Genomic DNA, 16,725 nt, shown 5'->3' with positions numbered 1-16,725 from the left:
CGGCATCCTGGGAACACACCGCCCCTGCGGATATCGTGGAGACGGTCGCAGCGGGGTCGCAGCTTGCCAGACAGCGCCCGGGAACACGGCGTTACGCTGTGTTGACAAGGTGACTGCACGCTGCAAGCATGAGTCCCGTTCGTCGAACCCCTATGCGCGAGGTGCAAACCCATGACCGATCCGAACTCCGGCCAGCCGAACGACCAGTACGGTCAGGCTCAGCCTCCCCAGCAGCCGGCCTACGGCGAGTCGCAGGTCCCGCCGGCGCCGCAGTACGGCGAGCAGGCTCCGCAGTACGGTCAGCCGCAGGCGCCGCAGTACGGACAGTCGCAGGCTCCCCAGTTCGGTCAGCCGCAGGCACCGTACGGTGAACAGCCCCAGAACCCGTACGGTCAGCCGTCGGCTCCCTACGGTCAGCCGCAGCAGCCGTACGGCCAGCCCGCTGCTCCCTACGGTCAGCCGCAGCAGCCGTACGGCTACGCGCAGCCCACCGGGCCGAAGACGAACGTCATGGCGATCATCTCCCTCATCGCCCCGTTCGTCGGGTTCTCGCTCGTCGGTCTGGTGCTCGGCATCATCGCCCTCGGCCAGATCAAGAAGACGGGCGAGCAGGGGCGCGGCCTCGCGCTCGCCGGAACGATCGTGAGCGGCGCCGTCCTCGCGTTGAGCGTCATCTTCATCATCATCTACGTGCTCTTCATCGCCGGTGCGATCGCCGGTGCCAGCTCGTACAACTACGACTACTGATCCGACGCCTGCGCGGCAGGCGGACCACGAGGGCATCGGCATCGCGCCGGTGCCCTTCGTCGTTACCGCGGCCATTCCGTGGACGGCGAAGCACGGTCCCGAGGGAAGACCGTCGTGGCTGAGCGGTGGACGTCCGGTCGCGAGTGACGGCGCCTGTGCCTGCTAGGAGGCCGAGGCGGCCGTGCCGGTGCCGGTGTCGGCGGCGCGGGCGACGGTGCTCGGGGCCTGGACCTCGAGACCGAAGAGCGTCTGGAGTGCGGCGGTGTACGCCGCCTGCTCCCCGTTGCGGGCGAGGTCGCGGGCGCGCACCGTCGGCTCGTGCAGGAGGACACCGGCCAGGTGGCGCAGCGCCTGCGCCGTCGTGCCGTCGTCGCCGCGTGCCGCTGCGCGGGCGACCTCCGCTTCGACCAGGGCGTGCACGTGGCTGCGGAGCGCGACGACTGCCGGCTCGAGGCTGCGTTCCTCGCCGACGGCGGCGAACTTCTGCGCGGCGCGGCTGACGATCGAGCGCGCGACCTCGGTGGCCTGCAGCTCCTCGAGCGGTGCGTGGATCCGGATGGTCTCGAGGTCGAGCAGCTCGACGCCCGGGACGGTGGCGACGTCGGGGTCGACGTTCCGTGGCAGGCCGAGGTCGATCACGAGCTGTGCGTTCCCGTGTGGCACGGGGCACTCGGCCGCTGCCTCCGCGATGACGTCGTGGGCGATCGCGGTGACGCCGGTCTGCTCGGCGGCTGCCGACGAGGGCAGGATCGACACGACGGGGGCGACGCCGGACGAAGCGAGCGCGCGGTGCGCGGCACCGAGCTCGGCCCGGCCAGCACGGAGGAGCGTTGCGTCGACGACGTGGCCCGCCGCGGTGGTGCAGGTGACGATGAGGCCGACCTCGGCGGTCGTCTGGGCGAGCTCGTCGTCGCCGATCCACCCGATCTCGTGCGAGCGGGCGAACTTCTCGGCGCGACCCGAGGGTGAGTACACGAGGACGTCGGTGACGCCGCGGTCTCGGAGGGCTGCGAGGCTCGCGCCGGCGTAGGCGCCGGTACCGACGAGCAGCACACGCTGTGCTGCCCAGTCGTCGATGCGGCTTTCCGCGAGGTCCAGTGAGAGGCGCACGATGGAGCGACCGGCTCGGCCGAGGGGCGTGCGGTTCTTGATGCCACGGGAGGTCTGCGAGGCGCGCTGGAACAGACGCTCGAGTTCGGAGGACGTGGTGCCGCCAGCGCGAGCGGATTCGAGGCTGCGACGCACCTGGCCGGCGATCTCGCCCTCACCGACGACGACGGATTCGAGGCCGGCGGAGACGGCGAAGAGATGCTCGGCCGCCGCGGTGCCGACGCTGAGGTCGAACACCTCACGGAGTTCTTCGGCGGGGATGCCCGTCGTGTCGCTGACGGCTTCCGCCGCAGCCTCGAAGGCGACGGACGCTGCGGCGGTGACCGGTTCGTCGAGGTCGATGTAGGCCTCGAAGCGGTTGCAGGTCGCGACGACGACAGCGCCGGACACGCATTCGTTGTGGGCGATCAGGCGCGCGGCAACGCCCTCCGCGCCGACTGAGAGTCGTTCGAGGAGGTCGAAACTGGCGTTCTTATGGCTCGCCGTCACACACATGAGCACCCGACGAGTGTACCCGAGCACGCGCTTCGGGCTCTCCGGAAAGCACCCAGGGGGACCTCACCTGCTCAGGAGGAGATGGGAGGATGGAGGGGTGAGTCTTCCTCCCGAACATCCGCTCGTCACCGGCGTGACCCAGGCGTCACCGCTCATCACCGCCTACCGTGGAACGCGCCCCGAGCGCACGCCCGTCTGGTTCATGCGTCAGGCCGGTCGGTCGCTGCCCGAATACCGCGAACTGCGCATCGGTACGGCGATGCTCGACGCCTGCCTCGATCCCACGATGGCCAGCGAGATCACCCTGCAACCGATCCGTCGCCACGGCACGGACGCGGCGATCTTCTTCAGCGACATCGTCGTCCCGCTGAAGCTCGCCGGTGTCGCCGTCGAGATCGTCCCGGGTCGCGGGCCGGTCATGGGTTCGGCAGTGCGCACGGCCGCGGAGGTCGACGCACTCGTCGCGCTCGACCCGGCCGTGCTCGACGACACACTCGCCCCCATCCGTGAGGGCGTCGCGGCCACGGTCGCCGGGCTCGCCGGCATCGGCGACGGCACGACTCCGCTCATCGGCTTCGCCGGCGCCCCGTTCACCCTCGCCGCGTACCTCGTGGAGGGCGGGCCGTCGAAGGACCACCTCGCCGCACGCACGCTCATGCACGCCGACCCCGCGTCGTGGGCGAAGCTCATGGCGTGGTGTGCCGACGTCACCGGACGGTTCCTGCGGGCCCAGGTGCTCGCCGGTGCCTCGGCCGCGCAGCTCTTCGACTCCTGGGCCGGTGCCCTCTCGCTCGACGACTACGAGCGCCACGTCGCTCCTGCCTCGACGGCTGCGCTCTCGCACGTCGCCGACCTCCCCGTCCCGAAGGTGCACTTCGGCGTCGGGACGGGCGAACTGCTGGGCGCGATGCACCGTGTCGGCGCCGATGTCGTCGGTATCGACTACCGTCTCGCCCTCGACGAGGGCATCCGTCGACTCGGCGGCACCGTTCCCGTGCAGGGCAACATCGACCCGGCACTGCTCGCAGCACCGTGGCCCGTCCTCGAGGCGCACGTGCTCGACGTCCTGCGTCGTGGGACGGCGGCCCCGTCCCACGTCCTCAACCTGGGCCACGGCGTCCCGCCCGACACCGATCCGGCCGTGCTGACCCGCATCGTCGCCCTCGCCCATGACTGGCAGAGCGCATGAGCGTCGTTCCGAAGCGCGTCGTCGTGATCGGCGGCGGTATCGCCGGGCTCGTCGGTGCCGTCGACTGCGCGAAGGTCGGCATCTCCGTGACGGTCGTCGAGTCCCGCGAGTCCTTCGGCGGCGCGGTCGCTGCGGCCGAGGTCGCCGGACTCCGCGTGGACGTCGGCGCCGAGAGCTTCGCGACGCGCGGCGGCTCCGTCGCCGAACTCGTCGAGCAGCTCGGCATCAGCGATCGGGTCGTCCGCCCGAACCGCGCCGGCGCCTGGTTGCACATCGCGAAGCCCGGCATGGCCGCGCGCACCGTCCCCCTGCCGAAGGCCGGTCTCCTCGGCATCCCGATGAACCCCTTGGCCGACGACGTCCGTCGTGTCATCGGCTGGCGCGGCGCGCTCCGTGCCTACCTCGACCGCGTCCGTCCGCCGTTGACGATCGGTGCCGAGCACAACCTCGGCACGCTCGTCCGCAAACGCATGGGCGCAGCCGTCCACGACCTGCTCGTCGCCCCTGTCACCTCGGGTGTCTACTCGGCGATGCCGGAGGACCTCGACGTCGACCGCGCGGCGCCCGGCCTGAACTCGGCGCTGACGCGCACCGGCGCGCTGTCCCTCGCCGTCGCGGACCTGCGCGAGAACGCACCGGCCGGGGCCGCCGTGGGTGGCTTCGACGGCGGCATGACCGTCCTCGTCGACGCCCTCCTGGCCGAGCTCGAGCACTGGGCGTCGACGCTCATCACGGGCGTCGCCGTCAGCGCGATCTCCCGGGAGCCGTTCGACATCGACGCCGACGGCGACGGTGTCGGCCTGGGGGACGCGGGGCTCCCGCGCATGAGCGAGCGTCCTGCCGACCCGCGAGCGACGCCCGCGCCCTGGTACGTCGCCCTCACCGACGGTCGGGTGCTCGAGGCGGACCTCGTGCTCATCGCGACCCCCGAGCAGCAGGCGCGGAACCTCCTCGCCGATGTCGGACCGGCTCTTCGCGACCTCCCCGCTGCCGGTGACGACGCCGGAGACCCCGTACTCCCTGCTCCCATCGAGCTCGCGACGATCGTGCTCGACGAACCGGCCCTGGACGCCGCTCCGCGCGGTTCCGGTCTGCTGGTGGCACCCGGCTCCACCCTCCGTGCGAAGGCGCTCACCCACGCGACGGCGAAGTGGGCGTGGCTGGCGGAGCGCGCGCACGAGCAGGGCGAGCACCGCCATGTGATCCGCCTGTCCTTCGGTCGTCAGGGCGATGCCGATGCGACGAGCGAGCTGTCGGATGACGAGCTGCTGGCCGTCGCGCTCGCAGACGCCTCGGCCATGCTCGGGGTCGAGCTCGACCCGGCGAGTGTGCGCGGCTTCCACCGGGTGTCCTGGACGGGCACGCAGCCGACCGCCGCACGCGGGCAGCGTGAGCGCTCCGGGATCATCCGCGAGGCCGTCGCGGAGGTCCCCGATCTCGCGGTCACGGGCGCCTGGCTCTCGGGCACCGGCCTCGCATCGGTCGTCCCGGACGCCCACGCGGCGGCTGCCCGCCTCCGCCATCAGGCGCTGCAGCTGTAGTCACGAAACGCACGACATATGCCGGGGCGGGCATCTTTTCCTGTCAACCCCCGACAGGATGGTGGCGCCCCGGCGTCACGCGACTACGCTGGAACAGTTGGATGCAGTACCCCAGCACGACTCGAACAGACGGAGGCGCCATGAAGGGCAAGGTCCTGTTCGTCGTCGGTGGACTCACGGGCTACGTGCTCGGAACCCGCGCCGGACGCGAACGATACGAGCAGATCAAGACGCAGTGGTTGAAGCTGTGGAACGCGAAGCCGGTGCGTGTGCAGCGCACCAAGGTTGAGGACTTCGCCAAGGCGCGTGTGAGCGAGGTGCCCGCGGCGCTGTGGAGCGGCGTGACCGGCATCGCCAAGGTCGTCTCGCAGCAAGGTGCGACGCCGGGCCAGAAGCTCGACAGGTCGATCGCGAAGGCCGAGAACACCATCGAGGACGTCGAAGACGCCATCGAAGACGCCATCGAGGCGAAGGGTTCGTCGAAGCCCGCCGCGAAGGCGCCTGCCAAGCCGGCTGCACGGAAGCCGGCCGCGGCGAAGCCGAAGCCGGCAGAGTAGCGCAGCAAGGTGGGTTTCATGAGTGATCGCAACCGATCCGAACCGCGCGTCGACAAGCGCGACGAGTCCCTGCTGACCCTCGTCGGTCAGCTGCCCGGCGTGGTGTCGAACCTCGTCAAGGCGGAGATCGCGAACGTCAAGACGCAGCTCGCCCACAAGGGCAAGTACGCGGGCATCGGAGCGGCGTTCGTCGCCGGTGCAGCCGTGTTCCTGTTCTTCGCCGTCGGCGTGCTCGTCGCGGTGCTCATCCTCGCCCTGGCCCTGGTGATGCCGTCGTGGCTCGCAGCGCTGTGCGTGTTCGTCCTCTTCGTCCTCGTCGCCGCCGTCCTGGTACTGATCGCCCTGCGGTACTTCAAGAAGATCAACGAGGACCCGAGCCCGATCGACAACGTGAAGGAAGACATCAAGGCTGTGAAGGGGGTCGGCGAGTATGACCGCTGATCAGTATCCGGGCCAGGCACCGACGCCCGAGCAGGCACGTGCCGAGCTCGTCGCGACGCTGAACGCCATCGAGGACAAGCTCAACGTCCCGAAGCAGATGCATCGGGCCAAGCGTCGCATGATCGTGCGCATCGCGACGGTCAAGGTCGAACGGCCGGCCGTGTTCTACGCCGGTGTCGCCGGAGTTGCGGCTGTCGCAGGACTCGCCGTCTGGGGTATCGTCAGGTCACTCACCCGCTAGCGGCTTCGAGCCGCTGGCCTCCTGGCCTGCTGAACATCGGAGACCCGCTTGGCCCCGCCGCGAGAGACACGAGTCCGGTTCCTCCACGTGGTGCGACGCCTCCCGGCGACGCTGGCCCTCATCGCGCTCGTCCTCGTGCTCGGGGTCGTGTCACAGGGGCTCTGGCGACCACTCGCTGACGGTCCCTGGCACGACTGGGTCGCGTACGGCCTGCCTGCGTTCGAGCAGGGGCGGTTCTGGACGGCGATCACGGGCACGTTCTTCTTCTCGCAGCCGTGGTTCTACGCGCTCATCCCGGTGGGTTTCCTCGGCATGGCGTATCTCGAGTTCAAGCGGGGCACGCGGGCGGCGCTCGCGTACTTCTGGTTCGGCCAGCTCCTCGCCGTCTTCGCTGCCTCGCTGATCTTCTGGCTGCTCTCGATGACCGGGTGGCCGTGGGCCCGGATGCTCGCGGGGCTGCTCGACGCCGGTCCTGGCAGCGGTCTCATGGCGTGCATGATCGCCGCGCTCACGCTGATCCCCGCGCCGTGGCGTGTTCGTGGACTCTTCGTCCTGCTGACGGGCCTGCTCGTCGCCACCCTCTTCGGCGGGCGCCTCGCCGACGTCGAGCATCTGATCGCGGCGGTCGCCGTCCTCGTGGTCGACAAGCCGCTCCGTTTCCGTCGCACGACGGTCCGTGAGAAGCGTTTGATCGCGTTCGTCGGGCTGCTCGCGCTCGGCGCCATCACCGTCCTCGTCGCCCTCGTGCCGACGAACGGGCCGTTCGGGCGGACCGAGCCGCTGTCCGGGTCGTTCGCCGATGTCGCGTTCGACGTGGTCGTCATCCTGCTCATCGCCAACGGATTGCGGCGTTCGCGTCGCCTCGCCTGGCTGATCGCGATCCTGCTCGGCGTCGTCAACCTCCTGACGGCGGCGCTCGTGCTGCTCCTCGTCGCCGTCGGTGACCAGGACGAGGTGACGGTCGACATCGGTGGCGACCCGTCGACGGAGGTCGCGACCGCCCTGCTGTGGGTCGCCATGATGGTGTACCTGATCGTCACCCGGAACGCGTTCCGCTGGCGACGGAAGTCGAAGGTGGGGATCGCGCCGACACCGACGGTCGACGACGTCAAGGACGAGCTGCGCGCCTTCGGCGGCGGCACGCTGTCGTGGATGACGACGTGGGAGGGGCAGCACTACGCCCGCACCTCGACCGGCGTCATCGCGTACCAGGTGCACGCCGGCGTCGCGATCGCGCTCGCTGACCCGATCGGGCCGGAGTCGGGCCGTGCGCAGGCGGTGGCGGAGTTCTCGACCATGGTCGAGGAGGCCGGGCTCATCCCGTGCTTCTTCAGCTCGCAGGAGAGCACCCGCGCTGCCGTGCCCGACAGCTGGCGGAACCTCATCGTCGCCGACGACACGATCGTCGACCTCCCTGGTCTCGAGTTCGTCGGCAAGCGGTGGAACTCGGTCCGCACGGCGATCAACCGGGCCGCCCGGGACGACGTGACCTTCCGGATGACGACCCTCGCCGACGAGTCGTGGGGCGTCAAGGCGCAGCTGCGCGGGATCTCCGACATGTGGGTGGGTGACAAGAGCCTGCCGGAGATGGGATTCACGCTCGGCACCCTCGACCAGGCGCTCGACCCCGAGGTGCGTGTCGCCCTCGCGGTGTCCTCGAACGGCGACGTCGACGGCTTCCTGTCGTGGCTGCCGGTGTACGGCGAGGGTTCGGTCCGTGGTTGGACGCTCGATCTCATGCGTCGTCGCGACGGCGGGTTCCCGCCGGTGATGGAGTTCCTGCTCGGCTCCTCCGCCCTGCATTTCCGTGACGAAGGTGCACAGTTCATGTCCCTGTCGGGTGCTCCGCTCGCCCACGAGTACCCGCCGGACGCCGGTCCGATCGCGGTGCTCAGTGAGAAGCTCGCGGACACCCTGGAGCCCGTGTACGGGTTCCAGTCGCTGCACCGCTTCAAGGAGAAGTTCCACCCGCGCTACGAGACGCTGTACCTGCTGTTCCGTGATGAGTCGGACCTCACCCGCATCGCTGCGGCACTCACGCGCGCGTTCCTGCCGGGGGCGACCCTTCGCCAGTTCGCGGGCGCCGGTCTCGAGCTCGTCCGCGGCAAGGACTGACCGTCAGCTCGACGGCCGTGCCTCCCACTCGGCGACGTACTGCAGTGCGACCGCGCGGAGGCTCCTCCCGATCTGTGCGTAGTCCTCGTCGCGCAGGTTCGCCAACGAGACGCGGATCGACCACACCGGGCCCTCGAAGCCGCCCCCGTTCAGCAGGATGATGCCGGTCTGCTCGGCGAGCCGGAACAGGATGTCCGTCGGCTCGTACGTCGCCTCGAGGTAGTCGGCGAAGCCCGGAGCCCAGTGCCGCCGGGCGTAGGCGAGGAGGTCGAGTTCGACGTAGTACCCGACACGGTCCGGGTCGTCGGGGAACGTGACGCCCATGCCTCTGGCCAGCGTGTCCAGGCGTCGCGCGATGAGGCGTTGCACCGTCTGCCGGTAGTGGTTCTCGGTGTCGAGGAGTGCGTAGGCGGAGAAGAGCAGCAGCATGCACTGTTGCGGGAGGGACAGGCCCGCGGTGTGGTTGAGTGCGACCGAACGACTGTCGGCGACGATGCGGTCGATGAAACGGATGGACCGCGGGTCGAGCGAGAGCGAGCCGTAGCGCGCATCGAGCTCCTGCCGGTCGGCTTCGTCGAGCTCGGCGATCGCCTCGTCGAAGATGTTGTCGCGGTTCACCGCGATGAGTCCCAGTCGCCACCCGGTCGCGCCGAAGTACTTCGAGTACGAGTACACGCCGATCGTGTTGCGCGGCAGTTCGGCCATGAGCGATCGGAAACCGTCGATGAACGTCGCGTACACGTCGTCGGTGATGATCGCGAGCTGCGGGTTGTCCTCCCTGACGACGTCGGCGATGCGGCGCATCGTGTCGGCGGCCATGCGCACCGACGGCGGGTTCGACGGGTTGACGACGAAGAGCGCCTTGATGGACGGATCACGCAGCCGGTCGATCTGCTCGGGCGGGTACTGCCAGGTGTTCACACCGCGGGCGTCGACCGTGCTCGCCGTGAGGTGCACGACGTCGAACCGGTGGTCGGGCAGGGCGGGGATCTCGAGGTAGGGCGCGAAGATCGGCGTCATGATGGCGATGCGGTCGCCCGGGTGCAGGATCCGGTTCGCGAGGAGGGAGTCGAAGAGGTAGCACATGGCCGCAGTCCCGCCCTCGACCGCGAACAGGTCGAAGGGGGTCTCGGGTGCGATGCCGCCGCACAGCTCCTGGGTGAGGTAGTCGCGGGCGATGATCTCGGTGTGCCGCAGCATGCGGTCCGGCGAGGGGTAGTGGTCGCCGATGACGGCGTCAGCGAGCTCCCACACGAAGGAGTCCGGGACGAAGCCCCGGGCGACGCCGTCGTCGAGCACCGCGCGCAGGAGGGCGGTGCCCGGTTCCCCCTGATGCTCGTCCAGCCATCGGCCGAAGCGCTCGGCGATGCCGTCCTTCTCCGGCACCCCGATGAGTTCAGGGTCCCACTCCGCGTTCTCCCGTGACACGGTGAGCGCGAACTGACCGAGCGCGAAGAACGCCTCCCTCGGTGTGGACGCGACGAAGTTCGGGTTGCCTCGTCCTGCGTTGAGCATCTGGAAGGCCGTGCGCGATTCGTGCTCGCCGGCAAGACGCTCGAGCTCGGCCTTCAGCTCGAACGGCGACAGCGTCTGCAGTCGGGCGATGAGGTCGCGGGACACACCGGCGATGGGCATGGGTCGTCCTTCCGGTCGGTTCGTGCGGGTCGGCGCGGCGGCTGGTGGTGTCAGGTGTCGAAGCTGCCGAAGAGGCCGTTGCCGTAGGTGTAGATGGCGTCGTAGGCCTCGCCGTACGTCGTGGGTGCCTTGCTGCCCGGGTTGAAGCGCGCGAGCAGCAGACCGGTGAGGCCTTCGCCCGGAGCCGAGAGCCGACGCGAGTGGTGCTGCACCGCAGCCTTCTGGGCGCCGCCCGACTCCGGGTTCTTCGGGAGGTAGAGCGGCGACGGCGTCGGCCAGGTGTACGGCTGGCGGGGCTCGGTGAGGTTGACGGCGTTGAAGATCGGGTTCGCCTCGTCGTCACGACGGGTGAGTGGCGTGAGTCCGTGCAGTCGGCTGAGCGTGTTGATGATCGAGCCGTGGTGCATCTCGTCGTGGATCACGGTGTTCCGGGCCGTGTACGCGCTGACGACGATGGTCGGCACCCGCAGCCCGAGACGGTCGAAGAGGAACCCCATCTCGCCAGGCCCCGAGTCGTCCGGAGGAGTGGCCGCCGGCGGTGCGACGTGGTCGAACGTCCCACCGTGTTCGTCGAAGGTGAAGACGAGAGCCGTGTTCATCGCATTCGAACCCTTCGCCGAGTTCGCCGTGCGGATCGCCTCGTAGACGCGGTGCACGAAGGCGTCGCCCGCCCGCACATCCGAGAGTGCGCTGTTGTACACGTGGATCTTCTCGCCGTCGCTCAGCCGCAGCGTCGCCTCGTTCACGGTCGACCCCCACGGCGGATGCATGTCGTTGTGGTTGAACACCATGCGCGGTTCGACGAACGAGTACGCCGGGAGGTCGCCGTTGGCGGCATCCTGCTCGAACTGCTCGATGTCGCGGAAGTTGCTCTTCCAATACGGCTGCAGGGACGGTGCATGCAGCATCCCGGTGAGCGACACGAGCTGCGAGCCGTCGTAGTAGACCCGCCACGAGACCCCGGCCGCTTCGAGGCGGTTGAACACCGTCGCGGCCGCCGGACCGTTGATCCACTTGTAGTAGCTGTCACCGCCGTGGTTCGTGACGAAGCCATGCGAGGTGGAGGCGTGGAAGAACAGCCGGTTGCAGAACGTCTGCGACGGGACGGCGGCGTGCCAGTGGTCGTACACCCCGAACTCGCGGGCCAGTGTCGAGAGCACCGGCATCATCTCCGGGCTGAACCCGCCCATCGCGACCCGGTAGTCCTCGGCGGTCGGCTCGGTGCCGCGAGCATGCCGGAAGTTGATGACGAAGTCGTTGACGAAACCCTGGTTGTTCGGCTTCGTGCCCGCAGGCGGAGCGTTGTACGGCGGATTCTGGCCGTTCTTCCGGATGTCGGCGTTTCCCGGCGGGTCCACCGTGTTGAACAGTTGCGTGTTCACGTGGACGTAGTGCTCGCCGGGATCGGGCTGCGGCTGCTGCATGATGACGTCGGTCGTGCCCTCGTAGACGTACGCCGGGATGGGCTTGCCGTCCGGTCCTGGGTTGGCGTACGACCCCTGGGCGAGTCCGTCGAAGTCCGCAGGGCTCGGCTTCTCCTCAGCCGTGTAGAGCCAGCCGAGCATGTTGTCGAAACTGCGGTTCTCGAACATCACCACGACCACGTGGTCGAAGCCGGGCGCACTGCGTTTCGGGAGGGGCGCGAACTCCGGCGGGTGGATCGTGAGAGCCGCCGTCGCGGCAGCACCGGCGGAACCACCGATCGCGAGCCCCGCGGCACCGAGCCCGGCACGACGCAGGAAGTCGCGCCGCGACGCACCCTCGTGCGCGGGTTCGGACCGCTCGGTCCCGTCCTGATCGTCCATGCGGACCCCCGGGTAGGCGTGCAATTTGCTTCAGTGTAGACCTGCGGCCGGGCGCGGGAGGGGGGCTGACATCGTCCGCCCCGTGGGCTAGATTCCACTCATGGCAGACCGCCTCCGTTTCGACACCGGTGCCCGGTACGGTGCTGCGCTCGTCGGAGTGCTGTTCGCGGGCTACCTGAACATCGCCACGGACTTCTCCGCGTTCATCCAGGCCTCCAACTACGCGGGTTCGCTCGGGACCGACGTCCCACTGGTGAACGTCGTCCAGTTCCTCACGATCGTCGGCCTGTACGTCGCCTCGTTCTCGATCATGCCCGTCGACGGCGCTCGCCGGGTCGCGGCCGTCACCCTGGCCTGCACGGTGCTGTTCACCTGGGCCACCCTCGGCATCGAGCGGGGGACCGGCAGCATCGTGCATCCCGTCGAGTTCTGGCAGTTCGTCCTCAACCAGGGGTTCATCACCCTCGTCGTCGGGCTCGGCGGGTGGTTCATCGTGCGCGGGCGTCGTTTCGGGTGGATCGCGTTCCTCGTCGTGTTCGTCCCGCCGATCGTCGGCAGCGCACTCGACATCGCCGCCGTCACGTCGGGCACGTACACGCTGCTCATCGAAGGGACCGTGGTCGTCTGCGGTCTGGCGGCCGCGTGGCTGGGTGCCCTCGTCGACGGCGCCGTGGCACGTCTCGCGCGGGATCGACGAGGGCGCCCCGCCTCGGTTCCGGCCTGATCACGCCGCCGGGGGCTCCTCGACGGTCGTGCGCGCGAAGGACCGCCGCGCCGGCCCCGCCCACAGCAGCACGAGCACGATGACGCTGAGGATGCTGGGGATCCACGCGAGCGGAAGCCCGATCAGTGCGGCGAGGACGGTGTGCGTGATCATGAGCCCCGCGATGACCGTCACGACGATCCGCGCCGAGCGCCGCCTGCTCGGCAGGGCGCTCGCGCTGAGGACGAGTGCGAGTCCGAGCCCGATCTCGAACACCCCGAGCACGAGGATGTCGTCGCGCAGCAGCTCGTCGGTCGGGAGCGCCGCGACCCACAGCACGAACAGCCCGCCGAGGATGCTCAGCATGCCCGCGATCCAGGCCAGGATCGTGACGCCTCGGACGCTGCGTGGTGCGTCGCGCATGCTGCTCACCTCCGGTGGTCGATAGGGTGCGGGTGGGTTCAGACGTGCAGCGTCGTCGACGCCTGCGATCTCGCACGTTGCGCCGCCATGTGCTCGTCGAACTCCTCGTGCCAGTGCTCGCTCAGCTCGATGCCCTGCCGCTGCGCCTCCTCCACCGACAGCTCGATGGGGAAGCCGAAGGTGTCGTACAGCAGGAACAGTTCAGCGCCGGTGACGCCGCTCTCCCGGAACCCCTCGAGCTGGTTGATGCCCTTGCGGAGGGTGCGTCGGAAGGACTGCTCCTCCTTCGCGAGCACTGCCTCGACGTACTCCGCGTGCTCTGCGACCTCGGGGAAGTGGGTGTCGTAGATCCCGGCGATCGCCGGCACGATCTCCGGCAGGAAGTTCTCCTGGAGGCCGAGGTCGAAGGCGAAGCGGACGGCACGACGGATGAGCCGACGCATCACGTACCCCTGTGCCTTGTTGCTCGGCTGCACGCCGTCGACCGCGAGGAACACCGCACCGCGGAGGTGGTCGGCGATGACGCGCATCGCCCTGGTCTCGTCCTCATAGGAGTGCCCGGACAGGTCTTGGAGCCGCTCGATGATCGGCCACAGCAGTGCGGTCCGGAACACGTCGGACGTGTCCATCGCGGCCGCGGCGATCCGGGACAGCCCGCCGCCGTAGTCGACGTTCCGGCGGGGCAGGAGTTCGAACCCGTCCTCGGTCTTGCGGTACTCCATGAAGACCGAGTTGCCGAGTTCGATGAAGCGGCCGCAGTCGCAGTTCTGGTGGCAGTGCTCGCCGTACGCGGGGTCGTGCTCGACGTGCGGGAAGAGGTAGAAGATCTCGGTGTCGGGCCCGCCCGGCTCGCCGACGGGCATGTCGGCAGCGCTCCCGCCTCTGCACCACCAGTTCTTCTTGCTGTAGAACACGATGCGGGCGCCGTCCGTGCCGACCTGGGCCGCATGTTCCTCGGTGCCGGCGTCGAAGGTCTCGGTGTCCGCTCCGGCGGCTGCGAAGAGACGGGCCCAGATCCCGGCCGACTCCTCGTCCTTCGGGATGCCGTGCTCCTCGTCGCCGCTGAAGCAGGAGACGTAGATGCGGTGGGGGTCGAGTCCGACGCGTTCGGTGAGGAACGTCCACACCTGGGGGATCTGCTCCTGCTTGAAGTAGTCGCCGAGGCTCCAGTTGCCGAGCATCTCGAAGAAGGTCGTGTGCCGGTTGTCGCCGACCTCGTCGATGTCCTGCGCCCGCAGACAGGTCTGGCTGTCCGTCAACCGGGTACCCGCCGGATGCGTTTCGCCGAGCAGATACGGCAGGAGCGGTTGCATCCCGCTGCCCGTGAACAGCGTCGTCGGGTCGTCGCGCGGGATGAGCGGGGCGCGAGGGATGCGGACGTGCCCGTTCTCCTGCATGAGGTCGAGGAAGGCCTGGCGGATCTCGTCGGTGTTCATACGCTCTGCAATCTGCTCGTGATCGGTCGGGTTCGTCGATGATGCTCTGGGTCAGGGTTTCGAGAGGCCGAGCCTCGGGTAGAGGGCGCGCAGTGTCTGGTCGAGCCCACCGGTGAGCGAACCGACACCGTGGTCGCCGCCCTGGACCTCGAAGGTGCGTGTCACCATCCCGGCGGCCGCCGTCGCCGCGGCGTTCCGCTGCATCGCGGCGAGGTAGACCGGGTCGGCGGTGCCTGCCGAGAAGAAGGCGTCCGTGTCGGGGTAGTTCCGACCGGTCATGATCGTCGTCGGCTTGATCGCGTCATAGGCCGCCTGGTCGCCGCCGAACATCGTCTTGAGGTTGGCGTCGGCGACGTCGGAGCCCTGGTACTCCTCGCCGGAGATGCTGACGATGTTGCCGAAGGTGTCCGGGTACTTCGCCCCGTAGTAGAGCGCGCAGCCGCCGCCGGAGGAGTAGCCGGCCACGGTCCAGAAGTCGCGGCCGTGGAGGACGTGCAGGTTCGTGTTCACCCAGGGGATGACGTCCTGCGTGATGTACGTCTCGACGTTGCCGAGCTTGCCGTCGATGCACAGCGGATCCTTCGACGGATCGCCGAGCTGGTCGACGACGAGGGCGATCGGTGCGAGGCCGTTGTTCTCGGCTGCGATCGCATCGAGGGCGCCGCCGATCCACTTGGCCTCCGGGTCGCCCGGTTGGCCCATCATCATGAGGACGAACGGCAGCGCCGGAGGGTTCTTCACGAGGGCTGCCGGCGGGTAGTAGATCTGTGCTGGGCGAGCGGCGAAGCCGGACTTCGTGTTCGGGATCTGCTCGCCCGCGGGGAGCGGGCCACTCGTCCCGACCTTCGGCATGTCGGCCGGCGGCTTCCAGGTCTCGTACAGCGGTTGCGTGGGGTCGGGCGTCGGTGTCGTCGGCGGGCGGAGGATGTCGACCGCCTTGCCGCTCGGGATGTGGAACATCGAGCCGAGCGTCGTCTGGAGTCCGTACGCACCGTTGACGCCGATCGCGCCGGTCGCGCCGAAGACGAGGATGCAGACGACGGCGAGCACCCGACGCTTCCAGGTGACGCGCCAACAGATCGTCAGGATCGCGAGGGCGATGGCGGCGAAGGTGGCGAGGATCCAGGGCATCGCCCCGACCAGCAGCGGGCCGCCGAAGAGGTCGAGCAGGTCGAACAGCAGCCAGACCGTCGCGACCGCGAGCAGCGCTCCGACGAGCAGGGCGATGATCGCGCTCAGGTACCAGAGCAGGCGCGCCCGTCGGATGAACAGGTACAGGAGGCCGGCGAGACTCAGCCCGTACAGCACCCACACCAAGGGGCCGTCGATGACGTTCAGATCCCACAACCAGTCCATGCACCCAGCCCCGTACCGCTGTCGTCGCTCCGCCTGAGGAGTCCTCGGACACTACCGGGAGCGGCGCGCTCCCACCAGTGGCTTGCGCGTGCGCGCCTCGTGCGGCTCCCCTCGGTTCCGGTCCCCGAGCTTGTCGAGGGGCTGCCCCTGCGCTTCACTGGAGGCATGAGCACCATCGATCCCGGCATCGCGAAGCAGCTCCGGGCGGCGCGTCGGCCGTCGAACCTGCGCGTGGTCGTCACGCTGCTCCTCCTGTTCGCCGGTGGGTGCGCCCTCGGCTTCGGCTGGGGCGGCTTCGGGTGGATGGTCGATCTCGACACCGAGCAGGTGGACGGACTCGTCGCCGCGGCGATCCCCGTCGGCATGGCCCTCACAGTCATCTCGTCGATCGCCTGGACGTTCCTCGTCGCCAGGCGCGGCGACCTCGGGATCATGTACGGCAGCACCGCGGTGCTCCTCGGCGGTGCGCTCGGAGTGTTCCTCGTCTCGCAGCGCGTGGACGACCGAGGAATGCTCAGCCTCGTCGTCATCGGATTGCTGGTACTCGCCGCCGGTGCCCTGATCCTCGGTCTCGTCGCCGCAGCCGCACGTCGCCGATCGGTCACCCGTGCCGATGACGCGGTGCGTTCCGGACGGGAGACGACGGCGACGGTCACCGACCGCGGATGGACCGTCTTCCACGAGAGCGACCGGATCTTCACGACGGTCACGTTCAGCTTCGTCGACCTCGCGGGTACGCGCCGGTGGGTGCAGCGCCAGATGGTGATCCACGCCGCGCACCCGGTGGAGAACGGGCAGGAGACGCGCCTCTGGTTCGACCCGGCGAAGCCTGGAGACGACAGACGCATCGTGGTCGAGCTCGCGCAGCAGAACCCGTTGCGTCCGCTGCCCGGGTGAGTTCCGGGGGCCGTGGTCCGGTTCGGGCCGTGGT

General features: G+C 69.2%; 15 protein-coding genes. 9 read left to right on the top strand and 6 right to left on the bottom strand.

All coding sequences use genetic code 11. From position 1 onward, the window contains the following. Positions 1-171 precede the first annotated feature (171 nt). Positions 172-747, top strand: a complete 576-nt coding sequence (locus KXS11_RS10125; protein ID WP_437385446.1) for a DUF4190 domain-containing protein — start codon at positions 172-174, stop codon at positions 745-747. 162 nt (positions 748-909) lie between these two features. Here the strand turns inward: KXS11_RS10125 and KXS11_RS10120 are convergent, their stop codons facing one another. Continuing rightward, positions 910-2,358: a glutamyl-tRNA reductase gene (locus KXS11_RS10120; RefSeq protein ID WP_437385445.1), complete on the bottom strand. Its 1,449-nt coding sequence runs from the start codon at positions 2,356-2,358 to the stop codon at positions 910-912. 91 nt (positions 2,359-2,449) lie between these two features. On the opposite strand from KXS11_RS10120, the gene hemE reads away from it, so the two are divergent. The 6 genes from hemE to KXS11_RS10090 all read left to right on the top strand — a co-directional run bounded on the left by hemE (position 2,450) and on the right by KXS11_RS10090 (position 8,436). Continuing rightward, positions 2,450-3,541, top strand: coding sequence for a uroporphyrinogen decarboxylase (hemE, locus tag KXS11_RS10115; RefSeq protein WP_437385444.1), 1,092 nt, complete (start codon positions 2,450-2,452; stop codon positions 3,539-3,541). Continuing rightward, a complete protein-coding gene (locus KXS11_RS10110; protein ID WP_437385443.1) occupies positions 3,538-5,082 on the top strand; it encodes a protoporphyrinogen/coproporphyrinogen oxidase in 1,545 nt (514 codons plus the stop codon). The genes hemE and KXS11_RS10110 overlap by 4 nt, the downstream gene beginning before the upstream one ends. Positions 5,083-5,222: 140 nt before the next feature. Further along, on the top strand, positions 5,223-5,639 hold the full coding sequence (locus tag KXS11_RS10105) for a hypothetical protein (protein WP_437385442.1): 417 nt from the start codon (positions 5,223-5,225) through the stop codon (positions 5,637-5,639). Between the two features lie 18 nt (positions 5,640-5,657). Beyond that, positions 5,658-6,080, top strand: coding sequence for a phage holin family protein (locus KXS11_RS10100; RefSeq protein WP_437385441.1), 423 nt, complete (start codon positions 5,658-5,660; stop codon positions 6,078-6,080). After that, complete coding sequence (locus KXS11_RS10095; RefSeq protein ID WP_437385440.1) at positions 6,070-6,321, top strand: DUF3618 domain-containing protein; 252 nt, start codon at positions 6,070-6,072, stop codon at positions 6,319-6,321. Before KXS11_RS10100 ends, KXS11_RS10095 begins: the two co-directional genes overlap by 11 nt. A gap of 48 nt (positions 6,322-6,369) precedes the next feature. After that, positions 6,370-8,436 carry a bifunctional lysylphosphatidylglycerol flippase/synthetase MprF gene (locus KXS11_RS10090; protein ID WP_437385439.1) on the top strand — a complete coding sequence of 689 codons (2,067 nt, stop codon included), beginning with the start codon at positions 6,370-6,372 and terminating at the stop codon, positions 8,434-8,436. A 3-nt stretch (positions 8,437-8,439) separates the two neighbouring features. Here KXS11_RS10090 and KXS11_RS10085 read toward each other — a convergent pair whose 3' ends face one another. Next, complete coding sequence (locus tag KXS11_RS10085) at positions 8,440-10,071, bottom strand: bifunctional aspartate transaminase/aspartate 4-decarboxylase (protein WP_437385438.1); 1,632 nt, start codon at positions 10,069-10,071, stop codon at positions 8,440-8,442. 50 nt (positions 10,072-10,121) lie between these two features. Continuing rightward, the gene (locus KXS11_RS10080; RefSeq protein WP_437385437.1) at positions 10,122-11,876 is read right to left on the bottom strand and encodes an alkaline phosphatase family protein; all 1,755 of its coding nucleotides are present in this window, start codon (positions 11,874-11,876) and stop codon (positions 10,122-10,124) included. Between the two features lie 100 nt (positions 11,877-11,976). On the opposite strand from KXS11_RS10080, the gene KXS11_RS10075 reads away from it, so the two are divergent. Beyond that, positions 11,977-12,600, top strand: coding sequence for a hypothetical protein (locus KXS11_RS10075; protein ID WP_437385436.1), 624 nt, complete (start codon positions 11,977-11,979; stop codon positions 12,598-12,600). Here the strand turns inward: KXS11_RS10075 and KXS11_RS10070 are convergent, their stop codons facing one another. Genes KXS11_RS10070 through KXS11_RS10060 form a run of 3 tightly spaced genes read right to left on the bottom strand, consistent with a single transcriptional unit; the run spans position 12,601 to position 15,794 of the window. Next, positions 12,601-13,002 (bottom strand): hypothetical protein, encoded by a 402-nt coding sequence (locus tag KXS11_RS10070; protein ID WP_437385435.1) that lies wholly within the window; start codon positions 13,000-13,002, stop codon positions 12,601-12,603. 38 nt (positions 13,003-13,040) lie between these two features. Then, on the bottom strand, positions 13,041-14,438 hold the full coding sequence (locus KXS11_RS10065) for an alanine--tRNA ligase-related protein (RefSeq protein WP_437385434.1): 1,398 nt from the start codon (positions 14,436-14,438) through the stop codon (positions 13,041-13,043). Positions 14,439-14,489: 51 nt separating this feature from the next. Further along, positions 14,490-15,794, bottom strand: coding sequence for an alpha/beta hydrolase (locus KXS11_RS10060; RefSeq protein WP_437385433.1), 1,305 nt, complete (start codon positions 15,792-15,794; stop codon positions 14,490-14,492). A 165-nt stretch (positions 15,795-15,959) separates the two neighbouring features. On the opposite strand from KXS11_RS10060, the gene KXS11_RS10055 reads away from it, so the two are divergent. Beyond that, the gene (locus tag KXS11_RS10055; protein ID WP_437385432.1) at positions 15,960-16,691 is read left to right on the top strand and encodes a hypothetical protein; all 732 of its coding nucleotides are present in this window, start codon (positions 15,960-15,962) and stop codon (positions 16,689-16,691) included. The last annotated feature ends 34 nt before the right edge of the window (positions 16,692-16,725 follow it).

It is taken from the genome of Plantibacter flavus, assembly GCF_051487245.1.
Taxonomy (GTDB): Bacteria; Actinomycetota; Actinomycetes; order Actinomycetales; family Microbacteriaceae; genus Plantibacter; species Plantibacter flavus_B.
This window is presented reverse-complemented; position numbering and strand designations above follow the sequence as displayed.

What these genes read in the sequence shown, in the direction of transcription:
- KXS11_RS10060 (WP_437385433.1), bottom strand. Translation starts at nt 15,794, where the DNA reads ATGGACTGGTTGTGGGATCTGAACGTCATCGACGGCCCCTTGGTGTGG.
- KXS11_RS10070 (WP_437385435.1), bottom strand. Translation starts at nt 13,002, where the DNA reads ATGCGCGACGCACCACGCAGCGTCCGAGGCGTCACGATCCTGGCCTGG.
- KXS11_RS10065 (WP_437385434.1), bottom strand. Translation starts at nt 14,438, where the DNA reads ATGAACACCGACGAGATCCGCCAGGCCTTCCTCGACCTCATGCAGGAG.
- KXS11_RS10125 (WP_437385446.1), top strand. Translation starts at nt 172, where the DNA reads ATGACCGATCCGAACTCCGGCCAGCCGAACGACCAGTACGGTCAGGCT.
- KXS11_RS10110 (WP_437385443.1), top strand. Translation starts at nt 3,538, where the DNA reads ATGAGCGTCGTTCCGAAGCGCGTCGTCGTGATCGGCGGCGGTATCGCC.
- KXS11_RS10080 (WP_437385437.1), bottom strand. Translation starts at nt 11,876, where the DNA reads ATGGACGATCAGGACGGGACCGAGCGGTCCGAACCCGCGCACGAGGGT.
- KXS11_RS10100 (WP_437385441.1), top strand. Translation starts at nt 5,658, where the DNA reads ATGAGTGATCGCAACCGATCCGAACCGCGCGTCGACAAGCGCGACGAG.
- KXS11_RS10055 (WP_437385432.1), top strand. Translation starts at nt 15,960, where the DNA reads ATGAGCACCATCGATCCCGGCATCGCGAAGCAGCTCCGGGCGGCGCGT.
- KXS11_RS10085 (WP_437385438.1), bottom strand. Translation starts at nt 10,071, where the DNA reads ATGCCCATCGCCGGTGTGTCCCGCGACCTCATCGCCCGACTGCAGACG.
- KXS11_RS10075 (WP_437385436.1), top strand. Translation starts at nt 11,977, where the DNA reads ATGGCAGACCGCCTCCGTTTCGACACCGGTGCCCGGTACGGTGCTGCG.
- KXS11_RS10105 (WP_437385442.1), top strand. Translation starts at nt 5,223, where the DNA reads ATGAAGGGCAAGGTCCTGTTCGTCGTCGGTGGACTCACGGGCTACGTG.
- KXS11_RS10095 (WP_437385440.1), top strand. Translation starts at nt 6,070, where the DNA reads ATGACCGCTGATCAGTATCCGGGCCAGGCACCGACGCCCGAGCAGGCA.